Origin of the sequence: Roseovarius sp. BRH_c41 (genome assembly GCF_000961715.1) — a bacterium.
Classification (GTDB): domain Bacteria; phylum Pseudomonadota; class Alphaproteobacteria; order Rhodobacterales; family Rhodobacteraceae; genus Roseovarius.
On record NZ_LADY01000047.1, the window covers coordinates 51,789 to 73,473 of the forward strand.

Annotated in this window: 23 protein-coding genes; 10 read left to right on the plus strand and 13 right to left on the minus strand. The window is 61.0% G+C overall.

Annotation, left to right across the window (positions count from 1 at the left end; genetic code table 11):
- The first annotated feature begins 1 nt into the window (after position 1).
- Genes apbC through VR71_RS13565 form a run of 3 tightly spaced genes read left to right on the plus strand, consistent with a single transcriptional unit; the run spans position 2 to position 2,288 of the window.
- Positions 2-1,066, plus strand: coding sequence for an iron-sulfur cluster carrier protein ApbC (gene apbC / locus VR71_RS13555; RefSeq protein ID WP_045684771.1), 1,065 nt, complete (start codon positions 2-4; stop codon positions 1,064-1,066).
- The gene (locus VR71_RS13560; RefSeq protein ID WP_045684774.1) at positions 1,063-1,770 is read left to right on the plus strand and encodes a biotin/lipoate--protein ligase family protein; all 708 of its coding nucleotides are present in this window, start codon (positions 1,063-1,065) and stop codon (positions 1,768-1,770) included. The genes apbC and VR71_RS13560 overlap by 4 nt, the downstream gene beginning before the upstream one ends.
- A complete protein-coding gene (locus VR71_RS13565) occupies positions 1,767-2,288 on the plus strand; it encodes a DUF6505 family protein (protein WP_045684776.1) in 522 nt (173 codons plus the stop codon). The genes VR71_RS13560 and VR71_RS13565 overlap by 4 nt, the downstream gene beginning before the upstream one ends.
- Before the next feature lie 229 nt (positions 2,289-2,517).
- Here VR71_RS13565 and VR71_RS13570 read toward each other — a convergent pair whose 3' ends face one another.
- Entirely contained in the window at positions 2,518-3,420 is a 903-nt protein-coding gene (locus tag VR71_RS13570; RefSeq protein ID WP_045684779.1) for a DUF2971 domain-containing protein, read from the minus strand.
- 275 nt (positions 3,421-3,695) lie between these two features.
- On the opposite strand from VR71_RS13570, the gene VR71_RS13575 reads away from it, so the two are divergent.
- On the plus strand, positions 3,696-4,739 hold the full coding sequence (locus tag VR71_RS13575; protein ID WP_045684781.1) for an aldo/keto reductase: 1,044 nt from the start codon (positions 3,696-3,698) through the stop codon (positions 4,737-4,739).
- A gap of 94 nt (positions 4,740-4,833) precedes the next feature.
- On the opposite strand, the gene VR71_RS13580 is transcribed toward VR71_RS13575, so the two are convergent.
- Positions 4,834-5,697 carry a helix-turn-helix transcriptional regulator gene (locus VR71_RS13580; RefSeq protein WP_045684783.1) on the minus strand — a complete coding sequence of 288 codons (864 nt, stop codon included), beginning with the start codon at positions 5,695-5,697 and terminating at the stop codon, positions 4,834-4,836.
- Positions 5,698-5,805: 108 nt separating this feature from the next.
- On the opposite strand from VR71_RS13580, the gene VR71_RS13585 reads away from it, so the two are divergent.
- Together VR71_RS13585 and VR71_RS13590 are read left to right on the plus strand one after the other, a co-directional pair.
- Positions 5,806-6,012: a DUF2061 domain-containing protein gene (locus tag VR71_RS13585; protein WP_009817700.1), complete on the plus strand. Its 207-nt coding sequence runs from the start codon at positions 5,806-5,808 to the stop codon at positions 6,010-6,012.
- Positions 6,005-6,895: a fatty acid desaturase gene (locus VR71_RS13590; protein ID WP_040650529.1), complete on the plus strand. Its 891-nt coding sequence runs from the start codon at positions 6,005-6,007 to the stop codon at positions 6,893-6,895. The genes VR71_RS13585 and VR71_RS13590 overlap by 8 nt, the downstream gene beginning before the upstream one ends.
- Positions 6,896-7,176: 281 nt before the next feature.
- Here VR71_RS13590 and tsaA read toward each other — a convergent pair whose 3' ends face one another.
- The 10 genes from tsaA to VR71_RS13640 all read right to left on the minus strand — a co-directional run bounded on the left by tsaA (position 7,177) and on the right by VR71_RS13640 (position 16,038).
- Entirely contained in the window at positions 7,177-7,659 is a 483-nt protein-coding gene (gene tsaA / locus VR71_RS13595; RefSeq protein WP_045684786.1) for a tRNA (N6-threonylcarbamoyladenosine(37)-N6)-methyltransferase TrmO, read from the minus strand.
- 25 nt (positions 7,660-7,684) lie between these two features.
- Positions 7,685-8,038, minus strand: a complete 354-nt coding sequence (locus VR71_RS13600) for an H-type lectin domain-containing protein (RefSeq protein WP_009817697.1) — start codon at positions 8,036-8,038, stop codon at positions 7,685-7,687.
- A 113-nt stretch (positions 8,039-8,151) separates the two neighbouring features.
- On the minus strand, positions 8,152-8,577 hold the full coding sequence (locus VR71_RS13605; protein ID WP_045684789.1) for a F0F1 ATP synthase subunit epsilon: 426 nt from the start codon (positions 8,575-8,577) through the stop codon (positions 8,152-8,154).
- A 67-nt stretch (positions 8,578-8,644) separates the two neighbouring features.
- Entirely contained in the window at positions 8,645-10,069 is a 1,425-nt protein-coding gene (gene atpD, locus VR71_RS13610) for a F0F1 ATP synthase subunit beta (RefSeq protein ID WP_009817695.1), read from the minus strand.
- Positions 10,070-10,087: 18 nt separating this feature from the next.
- Entirely contained in the window at positions 10,088-10,966 is an 879-nt protein-coding gene (locus VR71_RS13615; RefSeq protein ID WP_009817694.1) for a F0F1 ATP synthase subunit gamma, read from the minus strand.
- A gap of 15 nt (positions 10,967-10,981) precedes the next feature.
- A complete protein-coding gene (gene atpA / locus VR71_RS13620) occupies positions 10,982-12,520 on the minus strand; it encodes a F0F1 ATP synthase subunit alpha (RefSeq protein WP_009817693.1) in 1,539 nt (512 codons plus the stop codon).
- Positions 12,521-13,087, minus strand: coding sequence for a F0F1 ATP synthase subunit delta (locus VR71_RS13625; protein ID WP_296430429.1), 567 nt, complete (start codon positions 13,085-13,087; stop codon positions 12,521-12,523). It abuts the gene before it with no gap.
- A gap of 386 nt (positions 13,088-13,473) precedes the next feature.
- On the minus strand, positions 13,474-14,139 hold the full coding sequence (locus tag VR71_RS13630; RefSeq protein WP_045684795.1) for an NnrU family protein: 666 nt from the start codon (positions 14,137-14,139) through the stop codon (positions 13,474-13,476).
- A 1-nt stretch (position 14,140) separates the two neighbouring features.
- Positions 14,141-15,346 carry an NnrS family protein gene (locus VR71_RS13635; protein ID WP_045684798.1) on the minus strand — a complete coding sequence of 402 codons (1,206 nt, stop codon included), beginning with the start codon at positions 15,344-15,346 and terminating at the stop codon, positions 14,141-14,143.
- On the minus strand, positions 15,343-16,038 hold the full coding sequence (locus tag VR71_RS13640) for a 5-formyltetrahydrofolate cyclo-ligase (protein WP_045684801.1): 696 nt from the start codon (positions 16,036-16,038) through the stop codon (positions 15,343-15,345). The genes VR71_RS13635 and VR71_RS13640 overlap by 4 nt, the downstream gene beginning before the upstream one ends.
- 116 nt (positions 16,039-16,154) lie before the next feature.
- On the opposite strand from VR71_RS13640, the gene VR71_RS13645 reads away from it, so the two are divergent.
- On the plus strand, positions 16,155-16,577 hold the full coding sequence (locus tag VR71_RS13645; protein ID WP_045684803.1) for an Rrf2 family transcriptional regulator: 423 nt from the start codon (positions 16,155-16,157) through the stop codon (positions 16,575-16,577).
- A 68-nt stretch (positions 16,578-16,645) separates the two neighbouring features.
- Here VR71_RS13645 and VR71_RS13650 read toward each other — a convergent pair whose 3' ends face one another.
- Positions 16,646-17,386, minus strand: coding sequence for a class I SAM-dependent methyltransferase (locus VR71_RS13650; protein ID WP_009817687.1), 741 nt, complete (start codon positions 17,384-17,386; stop codon positions 16,646-16,648).
- 63 nt (positions 17,387-17,449) lie between these two features.
- On the opposite strand from VR71_RS13650, the gene gloB reads away from it, so the two are divergent.
- The 3 genes from gloB (at position 17,450) to VR71_RS13665 (ending at position 21,682) form a co-directional block, all read left to right on the plus strand.
- Positions 17,450-18,217 carry a hydroxyacylglutathione hydrolase gene (gloB, locus tag VR71_RS13655; RefSeq protein WP_045684805.1) on the plus strand — a complete coding sequence of 256 codons (768 nt, stop codon included), beginning with the start codon at positions 17,450-17,452 and terminating at the stop codon, positions 18,215-18,217.
- A gap of 154 nt (positions 18,218-18,371) precedes the next feature.
- Positions 18,372-20,708, plus strand: coding sequence for an ATP-dependent Clp protease ATP-binding subunit ClpA (gene clpA / locus VR71_RS13660; RefSeq protein ID WP_009817685.1), 2,337 nt, complete (start codon positions 18,372-18,374; stop codon positions 20,706-20,708).
- Positions 20,705-21,682: a M23 family metallopeptidase gene (locus tag VR71_RS13665; protein WP_045684808.1), complete on the plus strand. Its 978-nt coding sequence runs from the start codon at positions 20,705-20,707 to the stop codon at positions 21,680-21,682. Before clpA ends, VR71_RS13665 begins: the two co-directional genes overlap by 4 nt.
- The last annotated feature ends 3 nt before the right edge of the window (positions 21,683-21,685 follow it).

The following is a 21,685-nucleotide window of genomic DNA, read 5'->3' on the forward strand; positions in this document are numbered from 1 at the left end:
CGTGGCATTGACGAGGGAGAGCGTCCTTGAGGCGCTCAAAACCATAACCGACCCGGTCAGCGGATCGGACATCGTGTCGGCGGGCGTCATGCGCGCCCTCACCGTCGACGGCGGCACCGTGCGCTTCGTGCTGGAAATCGACCCGGCCAAGGCGCAGGCCTATACCCCGGTGCGCGACGCCGCCGAAGCGGCGGTCAAGGCACTGGCAGGGGCCGACTCGGTCTCAGCCGTGCTCACCGGCCATTCGACCAAGGCTCCGCCCGATCTCAAACCCTCCCGCAAGGCAGAGCCGAAAGGCCCCGAAAAAGTCCCCGGCGTCAACCACTTGATCGCCATTGCCTCTGGCAAGGGTGGCGTGGGCAAATCCACCGTCTCCGCCAATCTCGCCTGTGCACTGGCCGCCGAGGGAAGGCGCGTCGGCCTCTTGGATGCCGATGTCTACGGTCCCAGCCAGCCGCGTATGCTGGGCGTCTCTGGCCGCCCCGCCAGCCCCGATGGCAAGACCATCCTGCCGATGCGCAACCATGGCGTGACGATGATGTCCATCGGCCTGATGACCAACGAAGGCCAGGCCGTGGTCTGGCGTGGCCCGATGCTGATGGGCGCGCTGCAACAAATGCTGATGCAGGTGCAATGGGGCGCTTTGGATGTGCTCTTGGTGGACCTGCCACCCGGCACCGGCGACGTGCAAATGACACTGGCGCAAAAGGCGCAGGTGGACGGCGCGATCATCGTCTCCACCCCGCAGGATGTGGCGCTCCTCGATGCCCGCAAGGGGATCGACATGTTCAATCAGCTGCATGTGCCGGTCCTGGGCATGATCGAGAACATGAGCACGCATATCTGCACCAACTGCGGCCACGAAGAACATGTCTTTGGTCACGGCGGGGTGCGCGCCGAGGCCGCGAAACTGGGCGTGCCGCTCCTGGCGGAAATCCCCCTGCATCTCGACATTCGTGTGGCCTCGGACGGCGGCGCGCCCATCGTTGTCTCGAAACCCGACAGCCCACAGGCGCAGGCCTTCCGCGAGGTGGCCCGCCACCTCATCAACGCAGGGCTGGCATGACCACGCCCAGCTTTCCTCCGCTGATGTCAGGGCGCGCCGTCAGCGGCGCGACCCACCCCTTTGACATGGCCTGCACCCTCGCGACCCAAGGCTGCGATGCGGGCCTTATCGTGCATAACCTCACCGCCAATCACCTGATGGCCGCCATCGTCCTCGCCCCCGAGGTGCCGCTTGGCGAGGCGATGGTGATGCTGCCCACCTGCGGCGTGGGCTTTCAAAACGCCTTTGGCGCGCTCGCCCCGCCCGAGGTGGCGGTGCATCTCGAATGGTCGGGGGCCATACGCCTCAACGGCGCCTCATGTGGGCGGCTGCGCGTGGCCGCAGGCGGCACCGACCCCGAGGAGGAACCCGACTGGCTGGTGATCGGCCTCGACCTGCCCCTGATGCAAATCGCGGAACACCCCGGCGACCAACCCGACCAGACCTCGCTCTATGATGAGGGCTGCGCCGAGATGGACCCGGTCGAATTGCTCGAAGCCTGGGCGCGCCATAGCCTCGTCTGGATCAACACATGGGAGGACGCGGGCCCCCGCGCGCTCCATGCCGAATGGCGCGGCCTCGCGTGGCGCATGGGCGAGGAGGTCACGCAAAACGGCCTCACCGGCACGTTTCAGGGCGTGGACGACCGCTTTGGCATGCTCTTGCGCGCCGATGACACCACCCACCTCATCCCGCTCACCACCCTGTTGGAGACCAAGCCATGAAACTCGCCCGCGCTATCCATTTCGACGAGAGCGATCAGCGCGTCTACCACAGCCCCGCGCGCACCGGCGAATGGTGCATCTCGGGCGGGTTCGAGTTCTCGAATTGGTCCGAGGCCGATCTCACCGGCAAATCCCGGCAGGCGTTTTCAAACGGCTGGCTCGGGGTCGAAACCTTTGGCCGCGTGACCTTTGTCGCCGTGACCCAAGTCGAAGAGGCCGAGATTGCCACCCTGACCACGGCCCTCGCCCAGCATTTCGTCGACATCTACGGCGCGCCGGACCTCGCCGCAGCCCTGCCCGTCGCCCGCGAGGAAGTGGCGCAAATGCTCGATCTCTGCGAAGATCACACGCCCAACACCCTCCTCACCGTGATCCGCGAACTGACCGAGGCGGGCGTGCGCGAAACCTTCAGCGTGATCGAAGCCCAAGACGCGGGGCTAGAGCAATTCGCGTTGCACGGTAGCTTGGATGACGACCACGGGCACGATCACGACCATGGGCATGGGCATGGGCACTGAGGCACGTTGAGAAAAGGCTGATTGGCTTTTGGGTTTGAGGTCGCGCGGGAACACGGCCCGAGACGCTGCCTCCCTGACAACAGGCGCGCAAGGGCTCAGGCGGTCCGGCACTAGGGACCGAGGTGAGGGACAAAGCGGACACTTGCCGCGATACACCGCAAGGTCTGCAATGGGGACAAAGTGAGCATTCGATCCATTATGACTAGGAGTATTTTCGTCTGCGGGGGCATCACCTGTAGCTTTCGATCGCAGAACGCCTTACCCGAACATGTGACAACCCGACTGAATTCAAAAATGCCCGCATCCATTCTAGATTTGTTCGGTGCTTAGGGCCAAGTATCACTTCCTCAATCGCTTCTCTAGCTGGGTCTGCGACGAGGGAAGTGATGTAAGGTCGAATCGAGTGTTCATCAGCAAAATACTCGATGTCTGGCAACGCGACCTTATGGCGATAGCGAAGCAAACGCCACTCACATTCCTCATGGAAATGCTCTGGCTTGGTTCCGTATATTTGGAAATGAAGCGGAGCGAGGGATTTCAATAATCGAGCTAGAAGCTCCGATGCGTCATCGTTCGCGCTGTCGAATACCTTTGCTTCTCGCTCACGATCAGCAAGCATCAGCAAAGCACGCTCCTTCGTCATTCCATCTTTCAGACGTGCAAAAACTCCGAACTTTGCGAACTCTGCTCCCACCGCATCTGCAATTGATTTGAGAGAATTTTTTAAACCTTTTTCACCATAGCCTACCTTGACCAGCTCATAGAACTTTGCCCCAAAATTAACTTCACCAAAATCCTTCTCAAGAACATCGGGCGAAAACCCAATAGCAATCCCTGACCCGTCGCGACCATAGGAGCGCCATTGACTCAAGAGATCGCCCTTTTCTGAAAGGCAGAAGGCAAAGCCTTCGGTTGAGTCAGGGTATCCCTCCACAATTACTGACGCAACATCTACCAATTCCGGCGGCAGGTCAGTCTCGCGAAGAAGCTGTGTAAACACTCGGCCGAGAACCCGACCTTCAAGTGTATCGTTCGCAGAAGACAGAGCCGAAAGTCTAAACTCTCGTTTCTGGAGTATGGCAAATCCGGTCTGTGTGCTGCAGTAGTGAAAAAACAGCCTATCATCTGTCATCAATCGCGTTCCCTTTTGGAAAAACCGTCGGCACCAAAATCATTAATGTATACCCGCACGAACCAAAGTGTCCGCTAGATTAATGACGAAAACAATGACCGCAAAGGGCTCGTACTTGCAGTTCCCCGTATCAGGCACGAATGTCCGCTAAATCCCACTCGCATTACCGCGACCCGTAACAGCCTTGCCTTGCGACCGGATGGCTGAACATCTCCCTTCCCTCCACCGCCTTCCTCCCCTATCCCATCCCCAAAACCCAAACCGCAGGAGACACCATGCAGAAAAGACCCTTGGGCCGGACCGGGATCAAGGTAAGCGCGCTCTGCCTTGGCTCGATGACATGGGGCTCTCAGAACACCCCCGCCGAAGGCCATGCCGAGATCGACCGCGCGCTGGAGCGCGGCGTGAATTTCATCGACACCGCCGAGATGTATCCCACCACCCCGATGAGCGCGGAAACCACCGGCCGCACCGAGGAGATCATCGGCGACTGGTTCGCAGCCTCAGGGCGGCGCGCGGATGTGATCCTCGCCACCAAACATTCCGGCAAGGGCTTCAAACACGCCCGCGACGGCGCGCCGATCACGGCCCAGTCCATCCCTGAGGCCATTGAGACCTCCCTGCGCCGTCTCAAGACCGACACCATCGACCTCTACCAATTCCACTGGCCCAACCGGGGCAGCTACATGTTCCGCCAGAACTGGAACTATGACCCCTCCGGCCAGAACCGCGACGACACACTCTCGCATATGCACGAAGCGCTTGAGGCCATGCAGCGTGAAGTCGAACGCGGCACGATCCGCGCCTTCGGCCTCTCAAACGAGAGCGCTTGGGGCATGGCGCAATGGCTGCGGCTGGCCGAGGCGGGCCACGGGCCCCGCGCGGCGTCCCTCCAGAACGAATACTCGCTGATGTGCCGCCTCTACGACACGGACTTGGCCGAACTCAGCGTCAATGAGGATGTGGGCCTTCTGGCCTTTTCCCCCCTCGCGGCGGGGCTGCTCAGCGGCAAATATCAGAACGGCGCCCTACCCGCCGGCTCGCGCATGGCAATCAACGGCGACCTTGGCGGGCGCAAGACGCCGCGCGCCTTCGAGGCGGTCGCAGCCTACCACGCGGTCGCACAGACACACGGTCTCCACCCTGTGCAAATGGCGCTCGCATGGTGCCTGACGCGGCCCTTCCTCTGCTCGGCCATCTTTGGCGCGACCGACATGGCACAGCTCGATCTGGCCCTTGGCGCAGCGGAGATTACGCTCAGCCAAGAGGTGCTGACCGATCTCGACGCCACCCACAAGGCGCATCCGATGCCCTATTGAGCACGGGTGTTGGCCCCAATCTCTCAAGCCTGGGCGCAAGCCCAAAGCACGCCGCGCGGATCGCTTGGGGCCACTGTCAGCACGACGCCATGCCCTAACCCACCGTCCCATCCCGCAACCCGCGTAAATGGTCCGGCAAGGCCCGCGCCGTGATCGACGCCTCGCGCACCAGACTGTCGAAATGCAGCGTCATGGCCTGCACTCTTTCCCGATCACGAAACACCATGTAATTCCGCCCGATATAGAGAACTGCCAGAAGCGGGCCGAGGATTGTCACGGGGGCCGAATAGACGCGGCGCGCGTCAAACAGATAGAGCCGCAGACTGGGATAGAGCTGCGTTGTGACAGTGATCAGGTGATCCAGTTGCGCGCGGCGGATGGCGGCGGGCAAACCACGGTAATACCCTTCTCCGCGTGCGAAACTCTCGATCTCATAGAGCGGCAGGGCGATCTCATAGTCCGATTGCGCCGCCCGCATCCACGCCATGCGATCCTCGGACGCGCCAATCGCCTGATCGGTCGAGCGCCCGAGATGCGGCTCATATTCCCACTCTAGCATGGCGCGCGTTTTCAGCATGTCCGGCAACGCGGCAGGGACATGGCGGATCTTGTAACCCGCCGCCTCCTTGTGCCAGGCAAAAATCTGTTCATCGACCAAGGCGCGCGGTGCCTCGGTCAGCGATAGCGTATTGGCCAGCATATCAGCAGCCGTCTCGGGCCGGTCGGTCAACCCCAAGAGCCAATCGGCCGAGACCCCAAGCGCCGAGGCGCATTCGCCCACAACCTGCGCATTGGGCAGCCGACCAGTTTCCTCCTTGAGCAGTTGCGACACAGTCGAGCGATCCACACCGATGCTGCGCGCCAAGGCGCTTTGGTTGCTCTGCCGCAGGCGCATCGCCTCAGCCAACCGGGCGCGAAACAGTGTGGCGCGCAAACGTTTGTCGATTTTCTTTATCATGTGATGATTATTATCACAGTTGCGGAGAAATGTTAACCATTTCCGAAATGGCGGCTTAGCAAAATCGCAAGCACTCTGTCCCCAATCTCTCACAGCACAGGAGGCATTATGGAGACGCGATTGCGCAGCATCGTCAAAGCGGTGATCTGGAATCTGATCGGGCTGCTTGTCATGGCAGGCGTCGGTCTGATTGTGACCGGATCGCTGGCAGCGGGTGGTCTGATGGCGGGGATCAATACCGCGGTCGGCTTCACGACCTATCTGGTCTACGAGCGTCTGTGGTCGCGTATCCATTGGGGGCGTTGCCATGGATAAGACGCCTGTAGAATGGCCAACTTTAGGACTGCTCATGGCCTGCTACGGCGCGTGGATCATCGGCACCACATGGGCGGCAGCGCTCTGGCTGCCCTTGGGACTCATCATAACAGGTCTCGCCATCGCCCTGCATTCCTCGCTCTGCCACGAGGCCTTGCATGGCCATCCGTTTCGGTCGCAGCGCCTGAATGAGGCGCTGGTTTTTCCCTGCCTCTGCCTGATGATTCCCTATGGGCGGTTCCGCGACACCCATCTGGCGCATCACCGCGAGGAATATCTCACCGATCCCTATGACGACCCCGAGGCGAATTACCTTGATCCCACCGTCTGGGCGCGCCTGCCGCTCTGGGTGCGGGCGGTCCTGCGGATCAACAACACGCTGGCCGGGCGCATGCTGATCGGACCGATGGTGGCGCAGGCCATTTTCCTGCGTGCTGACTGGCAGGCCATCAAGCAAGGCAACCGTGCCGTGCTCCACGCATGGCTCTGGCACATCCCGGCGGTGGCGCTGGTGCTTATCTGGCTCAGCTTTGCGTCGATGCCGGTCTGGGCCTATCTGCTCGCCGTCTGGCTCGGGCTGGCGGTGCTGAAAATCCGCACATTTCTGGAACACCGCGCCCATGAGAGGGCCAGTGGCCGCACCGTGGTCATCGAGGATCGCGGCCCGCTCGCGTGGATTTTTCTCAACAACAACCTGCATGTGGTGCATCACATGCACCCGGAGGTGCCATGGTATCGCCTCCCCGCCCTCTATGCCGCACGGCGCGACCACTACCTGCGGCGCAACGATGGCTATGTCTATCGCTCCTACGCGCAAATCTTTCGCGCACATTTCTGGCGCGCCAAAGACCCGGTGCCGCACCCGCTCCGGCCCGGGCAGTAGAGGCGGCGGGTTTGGCCTGAAGGGGACATTAGCCTCAATGCCCAAAGCGCGGAATCAAGGCGCGAAGCGCCGCCGCGCAGCGCCCGTCCGCCCCACCGGGCGGGCGCTTTTGCAACGTTGCAGTCTCTTGAAATCGCGGGAGTGTTTGGCAGATATAAAGTGCCAGCCGACCAAGTCGCAGCGCCCACCCGGCAGACGGGCACCGCGCGGCTCATCGCACAGGTCCAACGTCCCCTTCTGACCACACCTGACCCCTCAGAGTGCCTCACGCAACCTGACAGCTAACCCCCGTCAGCGGCCTTGGCCGGGGCCTTGGGGGTAAACTCGCATCGGTCCGGTTTGATATCCAGCAATGGCGTGCCATCCAGACAATCCAACCCCCGCACGACCAACACCGGCCCCTCCACCCCGATCAGCCGCACCTGCGACGTGCCAATGGGATTGGGCCGCTGCGGCGACCGCAGCGCAAAGGTGCCAAAATATCGCGCGCCATCCCCCTTGGGATTCTGCCGCACCAGATCACGCCGCGACCGGTCCAGCCAATAGAGGATTTCGAGATGTTGATAGGCCTCAATACCCTCCAGCGCCGCGACCCACGGCGCAAAAACCTCGATCCGGCACTCCGGCCCATCCAACCGCCCCTGTCGCGGGCAGTCTTGACGCTCTGTCCACGGCGTATGGATGCGGCCGATGAAATAGAGTGTGGCATCGGTGCTCTCGGGTGTCCCCGTCACCCGCTCTCCCGCGCGCAATCGTGTGTCCATCCCGACCCTCCTGATTCTGCCACCGTCAGTAGACGTCTTGCCAATCGTCCTCGTGGAACACTTCGCCAATCGCCATCCACCGCACCCGCACCCGCGCGACACGGGTGTCTGACCAGGTCCGAAACACCACGTCAAACCCCTTGGTCGTGATCTTTTCCGCCATCACATCGGCACGGGCATTGGTGGCGCTGTCCATATCCCAAAGCGAGAGCGCGACATGCACCGCAGGCTCGGACTTGAACGGCGTCTCGAACCCGATCTTCTTGCGCCGCTCACGCTCACCTGATCCGGTCCACATTTCACCACCATCGGCAAAGTCCGAGAACAGGACATCATCCCCTTGCTCGATCCCAATAGCTTGATTGATCAGAAACTTCATGGCGCGCCTTCCGAACCTCGGACCTGATTATTAAGCATTTTAGGCGTAAGTAAGAAATAAAACAAAAAAAGGGCCGCGACACGGCCCCTTTAATTCCTGAACGCCGTCATGTCTCAGTTGGACGACAGACCGATATGGTCGCCAATCGCCACCATATCTGCCAAGAGCTTCGCGGCCTCATCGACCGGACCCGGCTCATTGACATATTTGTCCTGCGCATTCGCCAGCTTGTCGGTGGCTGCATTGACCATGGCCTGATAGGCTTCTTTGGTCATATCTTCCCGCGCCACGGCCTGTTCTGCCAGCACCGAAACGCTCGTGCCGTTGATCTCGGCAAAGCCACCAGTGACGACATATTCCTTTTCGCCCGACGGCCCTGAAACCCGCACAATGCCGGGACGCAGGGTGGTGATGAGCGGGGCATGATCGGCCATGGCGGTCAGATCACCCTCAGCACCCGGAATGCTCACCTCATGGGCAGCGACCGAGGCCAAGAGCCGCTCGGGACTCACCAGATCGAATTGCACTGTGTCAGCCATTTCGGCCTCCCTCATGGTGTCACGCCTGCACGGGGATTACCCCCGCACAGGCCATGACAGACGTTGATCAGGCCGCGTCAGCAGCCATGCGTTCGGCTTTGGCGAGCACGTCGTCGATGCCACCCACCATGTAGAACGCGCCTTCGGGCAGGTGATCATACTCACCCGCAACCACGGCTTTGAACGATTTGATCGTCTCTTCCAGCGGCACCTGCACCCCGTCAGAGCCGGTAAAGACCTTGGCCACGTCGAACGGCTGGCTGAGGAAACGCTGGATTTTCCGGGCACGTGCCACGGTCAGCTTGTCCTCTTCGCTGAGTTCGTCCATCCCGAGAATGGCGATGATATCCTGAAGCGATTTGTAGCGCTGCAGGATCCCCTGCACGTCACGCGCAACCTGATAATGCTCTTCGCCCACGATCTGCGGGTCCATCAGACGCGAGTTCGAATCGAGCGGGTCCACGGCGGGATAAATGCCAAGCTCGGAAATCGCACGGCTAAGAACGGTCGTGGCGTCGAGGTGGGCAAAGGTCGTGGCAGGTGCCGGGTCGGTCAAGTCATCCGCAGGCACGTAAACGGCCTGAATCGACGTGATCGAGCCCTGCTTGGTCGAGGTGATGCGCTCCTGCATGGCACCCATGTCGGTGGCCAGCGTCGGCTGATACCCCACAGCGGAAGGAATACGGCCCAAGAGCGCCGACACCTCGGACCCCGCCTGCGTAAAGCGGAAGATGTTGTCGACAAAGAACAGAACGTCCGAGCCCGACTGATCGCGGAACTGCTCAGCCAGCGTGAGGCCGGTCAGGGCCACACGCGCACGCGCTCCCGGCGGCTCGTTCATCTGACCGTAAACAAGCGCAACCTGACTCTCTTCCAGATTGTCGGGCTTGATCACGTTGGATTCGATCATCTCGTGATAAAGGTCGTTGCCCTCACGGGTCCGCTCACCGACACCGGCAAACACCGAATAGCCCGAGTGCACCTTGGCGATGTTGTTGATCAGTTCCATGATGAGAACCGTCTTGCCCACACCGGCACCACCAAAGAGACCGATCTTGCCGCCCTTGGCATAGGGCGCCAGCAGGTCCACCACCTTGATCCCGGTCACGAGGATCTCGGACGCGGTCGACTGCTCGGAAAACTCCGGCGCAGGCTGGTGGATAGAACGGTATTCCGTGGCCTTGATCGGCGCGCCCTCGTCCACCGGCTCGCCGATGACGTTGAGGATACGGCCCAGCGTCGCATTGCCCACCGGCACCGAAATCGGCGCGCCGGTGTCGCTGACGGGCTGTCCCCGCACCAGACCTTCGGTCGCGTCCATCGCGATGGTGCGCACGGTGTTTTCACCCAAGTGCTGCGCCACTTCGAGGATCAGCTTCTTGCCGTTATTGTCGGTCTGCAGCGCGTTCAGAATGGCTGGCAGATCGCCGTCAAAGTGAACGTCCACAACGGCGCCAATGACCTGTGTCACCTTGCCTTTTGCATTTGCCATGTTTCGTCTCCGGTTCTCTTACAGCGCTTCCGCGCCGGAAATGATTTCAATAAGCTCGTTGGTGATCACGGCCTGGCGCGAGCGGTTGTATTCGATCGTCAATCTGTCGATCATATCCCCCGCGTTGCGCGTTGCATTGTCCATCGCGGACATCCGCGCGCCCTGCTCAGAGGCCCCGTTCTCCAACAGCGCCGCAAAGATCGCGGTCGCCACCCCACGCGGCAAGAGATCCGCCAGGATCGCCTGCTCGTCGGGTTCATAGTCGTAATAGCTGTCGGTATCGACCTCTTGCTCCAACTCGGTGACGTCGAACGGAATCACCTGCTGCATGGTCGGGATCTGGCTGACAACATTCTCAAAGCGCGAGAAGAAGATCTTGGCGACATCAAAATCGCCAGCATCAAAGCGCCCCAGAACATCGGCTGCGATAGCTTGCGCATCGGCATAACCCACGCGCTTGACCTCGCTCAGATCAATGTGACCCACCGAATACTGGCCATAATCCCGCCGCATCGCGTCGCGGCCCTTTTTGCCCACGGTCACGATCTTGACGGTCTTGCCCTTGGCGAGCAAATCAGCGGCATGCAGTTTTGCGAGCTTGGCGATATTGGCGTTGAAGCCACCGCAAAGGCCCCGCTCGGCGGTCATCACCACCAAGAGATGCACTTTGTCCTCACCCGTGCCTGCCAGCAGACGCGGCGCATTGGCCGCATCGCCGACAGAGGCCGCCAGCTTGCCCATGACCGCGTTGAAGCGTTCGGTGTAGGGACGGGCCTGCTCGGCAGCATCCTGCGCGCGGCGAAGTTTCGCCGCGGCAACCATCTGCATGGCTTTGGTGATCTTGCGGGTCGATTTGACCGACGCGATCCTGTTTTTCAGGTCCTTGAGATTCGGCATTGCCTTATCTCCCCCTTATGCGAAGTCAGCGGCGAATTCGTCCAGCGCAGCTTTGATACGGTCCTCGGCTTCACCCTTGATCTTGGGGTCTTCCTTGGTGATGTACGCCAGCAACTCGGCATGCTTGCCGCGCAGGTGCTTGAGCAGACCTTGCTCATACGGGCCCACTTGCTTTACCGGAATCTTGTCCAGATAGCCCTTGGTGCCAGCATAGATCACACAGACGATCTCGGCATTGGTCAGTGGCGAATACTGCGCCTGCTTCATCAACTCGGTCAGACGCGCACCGCGGTTCAGCAACTGCTGCGTCGCCGCGTCAAGGTCAGAGCCGAACTGGGCAAAGGCCGCCATCTCGCGATACTGCGCCAGCTCCAGCTTGACCGGACCTGCGACAGATTTCATCGCATTGGTCTGCGCGCTCGAGCCCACACGAGACACCGACAGACCGGTGTTCACGGCCGGACGGACACCCTGATAAAACAGTTCGGTCTCAAGGAAGATCTGACCGTCGGTGATCGAGATCACGTTGGTCGGAATAAACGCCGACACATCGCCGCCTTGGGTTTCAATGATCGGCAGCGCAGTGAGCGAGCCAGAGCCATTGTCCTCATTCAGCTTTGCCGACCGCTCCAGCAGACGGGAGTGGAGATAGAACACGTCCCCCGGATAGGCTTCACGGCCGGGCGGACGACGCAGAAGCAGCGACATCTGGCGATAGGCCACGGCCTGCTTCGAGAGGTCATCATACACGATCAGCGCATGACGGCCATTGTCACGGAAATGCTCGGCCATCGCGGTCGCGGAATAGGGTGCGAGGAACTGCATCGGCGCGGGGTCCGACGCGGTGGCGGCCACAACGATCGAATACTTGATCGCGCCGCTCTCTTCGAGCTTCTTCACCAGCTGCGCCACGGTCGAGCGCTTCTGACCGATGGCGACATAAACGCAATAGAGCTTCTTGCTCTCGTCGTCGCCTGCGGCCTCGTTATAGATCTTCTGGTTCAGGATCGCGTCCAGCGCCACGGCGGTCTTGCCGGTCTGACGGTCACCAATGATCAGCTCGCGCTGACCACGGCCAATCGGGATCATCGCGTCCACGGATTTGAGGCCGGTCGCCATCGGCTCATGCACCGATTTACGCGGGATGATGCCGGGGGCCTTTACGTCAGCCAGACCGCGGGTCTTGGTCTTGATCGGACCTTTGCCATCCAGCGGGTTGCCCAGACCGTCCACAACGCGGCCCAAAAGCTCGTCGCCAATCGGCACGTCCACGATGGACTTGGTGCGCTTGACGGTGTCGCCTTCCTTGATGTCACGGTCGGAACCAAAGATCACGACACCGACGTTGTCGCTCTCGAGGTTCAGCGCCATGCCCATGATCGAGCCCGGAAACTCGACAAGCTCACCGGCCTGAACATTGTCCAGCCCGTGAACCCGTGCGATCCCGTCACCCACCGAGAGAACCCGGCCGATCTCGGCAACTTCGGCGTCTTTGCCAAAGTTCTTGATCTGGTCCTTCAGGATCGCAGAAATCTCTGCTGCTTGGATACCCATTTATCCGACCTCTTTCATTGAATTCTGCAGGGAATCGAGCTTGGAGCGGATCGACGTGTCGATCATCTTCGAGCCCATCTTGACGACTAGACCGCCGATGAGGCTTTCATCAACGGTCGCATTGATTTTGACATCCTTGCCGACGCGGTCTTTCAGCGTCTTGGCCAGCTTGTCCGCTTGCGCCTTGGTCAGCACCTTGGCGCTGATGACATCGGCGCTCACTTCGCCCTTGTCCTCGGCGATCATCGCGTTGAGCTGCGCAATCAACTGCGGCAGCACGAACAAACGCCGTTTTTGCGCCATCAGCGCCAGACCATTCTGCAACTCGGGCAGCAGCTTCATCTTGGCTGCCACGGCGGACATCGCCGCCCCCTGCACATCACGGCTCAGCACCGGAGAAGAGATCATTGCACGCAGATCGTCGCTGTCGGTCAGCGCCTGTGCCAGATCATTGAGATTGCTTTCGAGTTTGGCCACTGATTTGGCCTCTCTCACAAGCTCGAATATCGCAGTGGCATAGCGCGCGGCAATGCCAGTAGAGATCGAAGCTGGTTCGGACACGTCCACCCTTCCGATAATCTGGCCCCGGTTGGTCAGCCGTGACGCAGGGTCACATCCGGGGGCGTTGGCATAGGGTGAGACTTGCGAAACACCCAAATTCGGCTGCGGTGTAGCAGAGCCTTACCAAGCGGGCAAGCCGCTTGAAAACTATTGTATACTAAAGAATACAATTCGATTTCAAAGACTTAACCCAAGTGCGACCTATTGCGCGCTTTTTAATCTTCAAAAAACTTCACTTTTTACTACCAATTGCCGATTCCCCTCACGCAGCCCCTGCCCAAAGCATCGCCAAGCGTTAACGCTATCATGGATTCGCAGATCCGCCGCACCTTATTATAAAGGCCGGTTGCCCGCCCCCCGGCGCAGGAGCGGACCCTCTCAATCGCCGCCCCTCACCCCAGCGGCGAGACACCGAACAAATAAGGATGCGCGCCAAGGACCAGCGCATAGAGCACGCATCCCAGCGCGCTCCGCAGAACCGCCGCCGGCCAACTTTGCGGCACCAGCCCCGCCTGCCGCCGTGCGTGGTCCAACCGCACCCACTCCGCCCCCATTGCCCGCCGCTTGCGCCGGTCGATCAGCACCCCACCCATCCCGGCAAATCCCGCAAAACATCCGAACAGGATCACATGCGCCAGATCACCATTCGGCACCATATGCCCCAGAGCCCAGAGCGCCAGCGCGAGGAGCATCGGATGCCGCGTCACGCGCACGATACCGGGCCGCGCCGGATCAAACCGCGCATTATTCGCGCCACCAAAGGAAAACGGATTGGGCCGCGCTATCGCCAACCCAAGGATCACGCAGACCACCAGCATCAGGGATACGGTCACAGGCCCCTGCCACGCCGCCCAGCCCCAGAGCGGCACAAAGGGCGCACGCCCCGCTGCCCCGATGACCCAGGCCAGAACCGCCAGCGACAACAGCGAATAGCCAAGGGTAAATCCCCGCTGCCCGACCCTCGCCACCAGCCAGGCCTTGACCTTGGGGCGCACCGGGATCGAATGGCTCAGGAAAAAGACCCCGAATGCCGCGATGAATTCGCCCCAGCCCGCCATGTCATAGCGCCTTCGCAGGCTTCTGCCGCAGCATCAACGGCCCATAGAGCAGCGCAAACCCACCAAACGCGCCGACCCACGCCAGCCCGGACAGGGCCTGCAGCGCCCCCGCCTCCGCAGGCCAAAGCCCCGCCGCCACCCGCGCCAGCACCGCCAGCACCAGCGCGAGGTAAATCGCCACCGTGCCCAAGCCCGCCGTCAGCGCGCGCCCTGTATGACCCAGCGTCGCCCGTGTCATGACCGCCAGCGTCATCAACCCCGCCGCCCCCGCCATCCACAGATGTTGCGCCGCGGCTCCCCCGATCAGACCGGGCCACAAAATCTCCAGCCCGATCACCACTGCACCCAGCGGCACAAACGCATAGCCCAGATGCAGCACCCAGACGAGCGGCTCCGCCCCGGTGCGATCCCCCGCCCAGCGCGCCAACCTAGCCGCGTGCAAGATCCCCACCACGATCAGCGCGGCCCCCGTACCATCGTCCATCGGCAGCAAGACCCATGACAGCAGCGCGCCCAGCAGCGCCAAGAGCGCCAGCTTTTCGAACCGTTGCATTGGTGGCACCGGTAAACGCCCCGGCCCCCGCCGCGCCAGCCAGTTGCGCGTGAAGGAGGGAACGATGCGCCCCCCGATCACCGCAATCATCATCACAATCACCGCCAGCCCCAGACGCAGCCCATAGCCCTGCGCCGCATAGGCACCCTGCGCCGCCTCCCAATGAAACAGCGCATTGCCGAGCGTCAGCACCGCCAGCATTGCAACAACCATCAGATTGCGCCAGTTCTTGCCCGCCACGATCTCGCGCAGCATGACCGCCGCCAGAACCACCGGCATCGCCAGATCCATCAGCGCCACCGCAAGAGGCGGCAACCCAGCAGAGACCATCACGGCCAAACGCCCCAACAGCCACAGCGCCGCCAATCCACCCAGCGGCCAGCCCACGATGGGTAAACGCCCGGTCCAGTTCGGCACAGCCGTCAGCATGAACCCCGCGATCACCGCGACCAGATAGCCAAACAGAAACTCATGCGCGTGCCAGCTCACCGGATCGAACGCCGTCGGCAAACGGATCACCCCCACCAGCATCGGCACCCACAGCACCATGATCAACGCGGCCCATATCCCTGCGCCCAGAAAAAACGGCCGGAACCCGAAACTCAGAAGTGCCGGCCCACGCCAGCCCCGCATCTGCTCTGCCGTGCTCGTCATCGCGCGTTCCTCTCGGCCCCTGCGCCCGTTTCCGTCACGACCATGTCGAGCGGAATATCATGCGGCTGCGGATAGATTGTCTCGATCCGCGCCGAACCCAGCGCTATTCCGATGCTCACCGGGCGCGGGTCGAGCGCCGCCAAGGTCCGGTCGAAATAGCCGCCGCCATAGCCCAGCCTGTAACAGTCCTCGGTCCAGCCGATCATCGGCGCGAGGGTGATGTCTGGGATCACCCGCTCCGCCTCGGGGGGCGGCACCGGAATGTTCCAATCCCCGCGCACCATCTGTGTCTCGGGCGTCCAACGGCGAAACACCAGCGGCGCGGCCTTCACCTCGACAATCGGCAGCGCAATCAGGACACCGCCCGCATGCCACTCCGCCATCAGGTCGCGCAAATCCGGCTCGCCTTTGATCGGCCAGTAGCATGACACCACCTTGCCCCGCGCTCCGTTGAATTTCTCTTGCAGCACCGCACGCAGATGCTCTGACAGCACCCGCCCGATTTCGTGGCGATCCGCCACACTCAGCGCAGCGCGCAGCCCTCTCAGGCGCTCGCGCTCAGCCTTGCGCCACCGCGCCACATCACGCGCCTGCTCGGGGTCGGTCGCGAGGGGGTCGAAATAGGCCGGGTCGACCTCCTGCGCCATACAGGGCGGCGAGGCATAACCGAGCGGTTTGCGCGTATCGGACATCGGACCGTCCTTTCTGTCACGCGGTAGAGGCAGCAAGCGCCAATCCCGCTTTGCAATTCGGTCTAACCCTGTTAATAGGTATTGTAAATACCGATTTACCCGGAGACCCAGCGACCATGCGCCTCACCTCCTTCACCGATTTCGGCCTGCGGATGTTGATGCGCATGGCCAGCGCCCCCGATCGCGCCTTTTCCAGCGCCGAGTTGGCGACCGAGTTCGACCTCTCGCGCCACCACCTCGCAAAGATCATGCAACGCCTGTCACAGGCCGGGCTGATCGACACCCGGCGCGGCGGCGGCGGTGGTGCACTTCTCGCCCGCTCCCCTGCACAAATCCGGTTGGGGGATGTGATCCGCCATCTCGAATCCGGTCAGGCCCTCGTCGCCTGTTTCGGACCAGAGGCGGGGGACTGCTCCCTCGACGGGCGCTGTCGGCTCAAGGCGCGATTGAGGTCAGCAGAGCGCGCCTTTCTCGACGATCTCGACCGCAGCACCTTGGCCGATATCGCGCTCGATCCGACATTGGAACGCGCGGGCTGACGCGATGTCGGAACCGGCACCACGCTTGAGTACAAAACGCGCGTACAAATTGTACGCCCTGTACACAGTCAGACCGGCTTGGCCTCGGGTTGCGGGCGCAGCACGCTAAGCGGTTTGCGCACTGTATCGCGCAGTACCGGCCCGCTCGGCGCCTGCACCCGTTTTGTGGCCTCGACCATCAACACACCACCCGCCGCAACGACGGACAGCTTGGCACCCATCCGCTCCCACATGCCCGCCGTCTTGCGCCAAAAAGGGCGGTCCGAGGGCGGCTGATAGAGCGTCGTAGCATGGCGTTCCGGCAAAAAGTTGTGTGATTTCAATTGGCTTTCCAACTGGGTCTGGCTGTAGGGCCGTCCGAATCCAAAGGGCGTGCGGTCAGAGCGCGACCATAGCCCGGCCCGGTTCGGCACGATGAAAAGAGCCGATCCTCCCGGCCCCAGCACGCGCCAACACTCTTCCAGAACTGCGCTCGGCTGCTCCGACGTCTCCAGCCCATGCACCACCAAGAGCTTGTCGACATGCCCGGTTTCCAGAGGCCAGAATGTCTCTTCGCAGAGCACAGAAATATTCGGCAACCCCTGAGGCCACCCGATAACCCCTTGAGGTGCAGGCATTAATCCGATCACACGACGCGCATCGGCAAGGTATGGACGCAGGAACGGAACGGCGAATCCATAGCCGACAACCGTCTGCCCCTGCGCCTCAGGCCAAAACTCCGCAACCTGTGCGCGCACGGTTTTCTGGACCGCCCGCCCCAAGGTGCTTCGGTAGTAAAAATTTCGCAGGTCCTGTACATCCAGATGCATTGCAGCCCGGCCAAAGATCAGTCACTCTCGACCCTAACACTAACTGGCAATCGGGAAAATACCATGGTTTTGCAAATCCTTACTGTCCCCTGCCTGGCTGACAACTATGCCTATCTGGCACATGATCCGGCCACGGGTGTGACAGCCGCGATTGACGTGCCAGAGGCCGCGCCAATCCTACAAGCCCTTGATAAGAAAGGTTGGAAACTATCGCTGGTGCTGCTGACGCATCATCACGCCGACCATGTGCAAGGCCTTGGCGAATTGCTTGCGCGCCACCCCGCCCAGGTGATTGGCGCCGCCGCCGACGCTCACCGCCTGCCACCGCTCGACCGCGCCGTGAGCGACGGCGACCAGATTGGGATCGGTTCCGAGACAGGCGTCGTCATGGATGTGTCCGGCCACACAGTCGGCCATCTGGCGTTTCATTTTCCACAAAGCGCCGTGGTCTTTACCGCCGATAGCCTCATGGCAATGGGCTGTGGCCGTGTCTTTGAAGGCACAATGGCGCAAATGTTTGAAAGTCTTGGGAAAATTTCATCCCTACCGCCTCAGACCACGATCTGCTCTGGACATGAATACACAGAAAGCAACGCGAAATTCGCACGGACCGTTGACCCGGACAACGCGGCTCTTATATCAAGGTCCATAGAGATCAGCGCTGCCCGCGCCGCCGGTCGGCCCACTGTCCCCTCAATACTGGCTGACGAACTGGCCACCAACCCGTTTCTGCGTGCCGGTGACGCAGGAATACAGGCCCAACTCGGCATGACCGGGTCCGCTCCGGTCGATGTATTTGCCGAAATTCGTGCGCGCAAGGACCGCTTTTGACGCACGCGTGATGAAAACAACGCTGGTATAACGAAATGTGACCCAGTTTGACGAAAAAATCCTTGAAGACTGGCCGTTATCGACCAAACTTTAAGACTATGAGGCCAAGGTTTGTGGGCAGCCCGCCCCGGCCAAGATCAGAAGGAGCACCACCGTGCCTTCATTCTCGAACACGCTCGAACAGGCAATCCATGCGGCATTGGCCCTCGCCAACGCACGCCAGCACGAATTTGCCACACTGGAACACCTCTTGCTCGCCCTCGTAGACGAACCTGACGCCGCACGCGTAATGAAGGCCTGCAGCGTCAACACCGAGGACTTACGCACCACACTGGTGGAATTCATCGACGACGATCTGGCCAATCTCGTAACCGATATCGACGGATCAGAGGCGGTGCCCACCGCCGCCTTCCAGCGCGTCATCCAGCGCGCTGCAATCCATGTGCAATCGTCGGGCCGCACTGAGGTGACCGGCGCAAATGTTCTTGTCGCTATTTTCGCCGAGCGCGAGTCGAACGCGGCGTACTTCCTTCAGGAACAGGACATGACGCGCTATGATGCGGTAAATTTCATCGCACATGGCGTGGCCAAGGATCCCGCCTATGGGGAAGCACGGCCAGTCACCGGAGCCACCAGCCACGACGAAGACAGCGGGACCAAATCGACCGAGACCGACGCCGTCGAGGCAGGCGACTCTGCGCTCGCAAAATACTGCGTCGATCTGAACGAGAAGGCGCGGAAGGGCGATATCGACCCCCTGATCGGACGCGATGCAGAGGTTGAGCGCTGTATTCAGGTGCTTTGCCGCCGCCGTAAGAACAACCCGCTTTTGGTGGGCGACCCCGGTGTGGGAAAAACCGCCATCGCCGAAGGTCTGGCCCACAAGATCGTCATGGGGGAGACGCCTCGCGTGCTGTCACGCACGACGATCTATTCTCTCGATATGGGCGCGCTTTTGGCGGGCACGCGCTACAGGGGCGATTTTGAAGAACGCCTCAAGGCGGTGGTCACCGAACTGGAGAAACACCCCGACGCGGTGCTCTTTATCGACGAGATCCACACGGTAATCGGTGCAGGTGCCACGTCAGGCGGGGCGATGGATGCATCGAACCTTCTGAAACCCGCGCTGCAAGGCGGCAAACTGCGCTGCATGGGATCGACCACCTACAAGGAATTCCGCCAGCATTTTGAAAAGGACCGTGCGCTCGCGCGTCGGTTCCAGAAAATCGACGTGGCCGAACCCACAGTCGAGGATGCGGTCAAGATCCTCAAGGGTCTCAAGCCTTATTTCGAGGATCACCACAGCGTCAAATACACCAATGACGCTATCCGCTCTGCTGTTGACCTTTCGGCGCGTTACATCAACGACCGCAAGCTGCCCGACAAGGCGATTGACGTGATCGACGAAGCGGGCGCAGCCCAGCATTTGTTGGCAGCCTCCAAGCGACGCAAGAGCATTGGCGTCAAGGAAATCGAAGAGGTCGTTGCGAAAATCGCCCGCATCCCGCCCAAGAACGTCTCCAAGAACGACGCCGAGGTGCTCAAGGATCTTGAAGCGTCTCTCAAGCGGGTGGTCTTTGGTCAAGATGCCGCAATCGAGACGCTCAGTTCGGCGATCAAACTGGCCCGCGCTGGATTGCGCGAGCCGGAAAAGCCGATTGGCAACTATCTCTTTGCCGGCCCGACAGGCGTGGGCAAGACCGAGGTCGCAAAACAATTGGCCGATACCCTCGGGGTTGAACTGTTGCGGTTCGACATGTCGGAATACATGGAGAAGCACGCAGTGTCGCGCCTGATCGGCGCGCCGCCGGGCTATGTCGGGTTCGATCAGGGCGGTCTTTTGACGGATGGTGTCGATCAGCATCCGCATTGCGTACTGTTGCTCGACGAGATCGAAAAGGCGCATCCCGACGTGTTCAACATCCTGTTGCAGGTGATGGACCACGGGACACTGACCGATCACAATGGTCGCAAAGTGGATTTTCGGAATGTCGTCCTGATCATGACGTCGAACGCCGGGGCAGCGGAGCAGGCAAAATCCGCCATAGGCTTTGGTCGCGACCGGAGGGAGGGCGAGGATACCGCCGCCATCGAGCGGACGTTCACGCCTGAATTCCGCAACCGTCTGGACGCCGTGATCTCGTTTGGACCGCTGCCGAAGTCAGTCATTCTTAAGGTCGTCGAAAAATTCGTGTTGCAACTTGAGGCGCAACTTATGGATCGTGACGTGACTATTGAACTGACTGAACCGGCTGCTGAATGGCTCGCCGAAAGAGGCTATGACGAAAAGATGGGCGCGCGCCCGTTGGGCCGCGTGATTCAGGAGCACATCAAGAAACCGTTGGCCGAGGAATTGCTATTTGGCAAACTCTTGAAAGGCGGCGTTGTCAAAGTGGGTGTCAAGGATGACAAGATCGACCTCATGGTCGAGGGCCCAGTCACACGACGCCTGACCGGCAAGAAGAAGCCGCCTCTCTTGACAGCCGAATGATTGCACGGGTCGTAAAGACACTTGCACCACTTCTGATCGCGGCGGCCACCGGGGCCGCCGCTGACCAACCTGACCTGAGATTGCCGCTTGACTGTGTGTTGGGGCAGACCTGCTATATCGAGGATTATGTCGACACTGATCCGGGCCCCGGTCAACGCGATTATACCTGCGGCATCAAAAGCCGCGATGACCACCGTGGCATTGATTTCATGCTTCTGTCGTTCGAGGCCATGGCCAACGGCGTTAATGTCTTGGCCGCTGCCCCCGGCATCGTGGCCGCCACCCGCGATGGCATGGCCGACACGCCCGTGACCGCGCAAACCCGAGAGACTATCGAGGGACAGGAATGCGGCAACGCCGTGCGGATTGATCACGCGGACGGGTGGCAGACGCTTTACTGCCACATGAAGCAAGCATCTCTGACCGTTCAAAAGGGGGACAGGGTCGCGGCAGGCGATATTCTTGGTCAGGTAGGGCTGAGTGGGCTTACCAATGCCCCGCATGTGCACCTGGGCGTTCTCAAGGATGGTCAAATCGTCGATCCGTTCAATCCGGACAATCGGAACACCTGCGGGGCCACGCCGGATGAGACCATGTGGCACACCGCTCTACGCTACGATCCCTCCGGTCTCTTCACAGCCGGGTTTTCCACTTCAGTGCCAGAGTTTGATGCAGTTCAAACAGGATCAGCCCGTGCCAGAACCGCTCGATCAGATCAGCCGCTCGTGCTCTATGGTCACGTTTTTTACGCCCAACCCGGCGACCAATTAACACTCACCGCCCAAGGGCCGGAAGGTGAGATTTTCAGCCATGATGTCGCCCTTGAGAATCCCCAAGCACAACTCTTTCGGGCCTTTGGCCGCAAGTCTCCTGACGGAGGATGGCCGGAAGGAGAGTACAGAGGTTACGTACGTCTGACCCGAGGGGATACCGTGTTGGCCGTGCGTCACGCGGATATCTCTGTCACCCGTTGACCC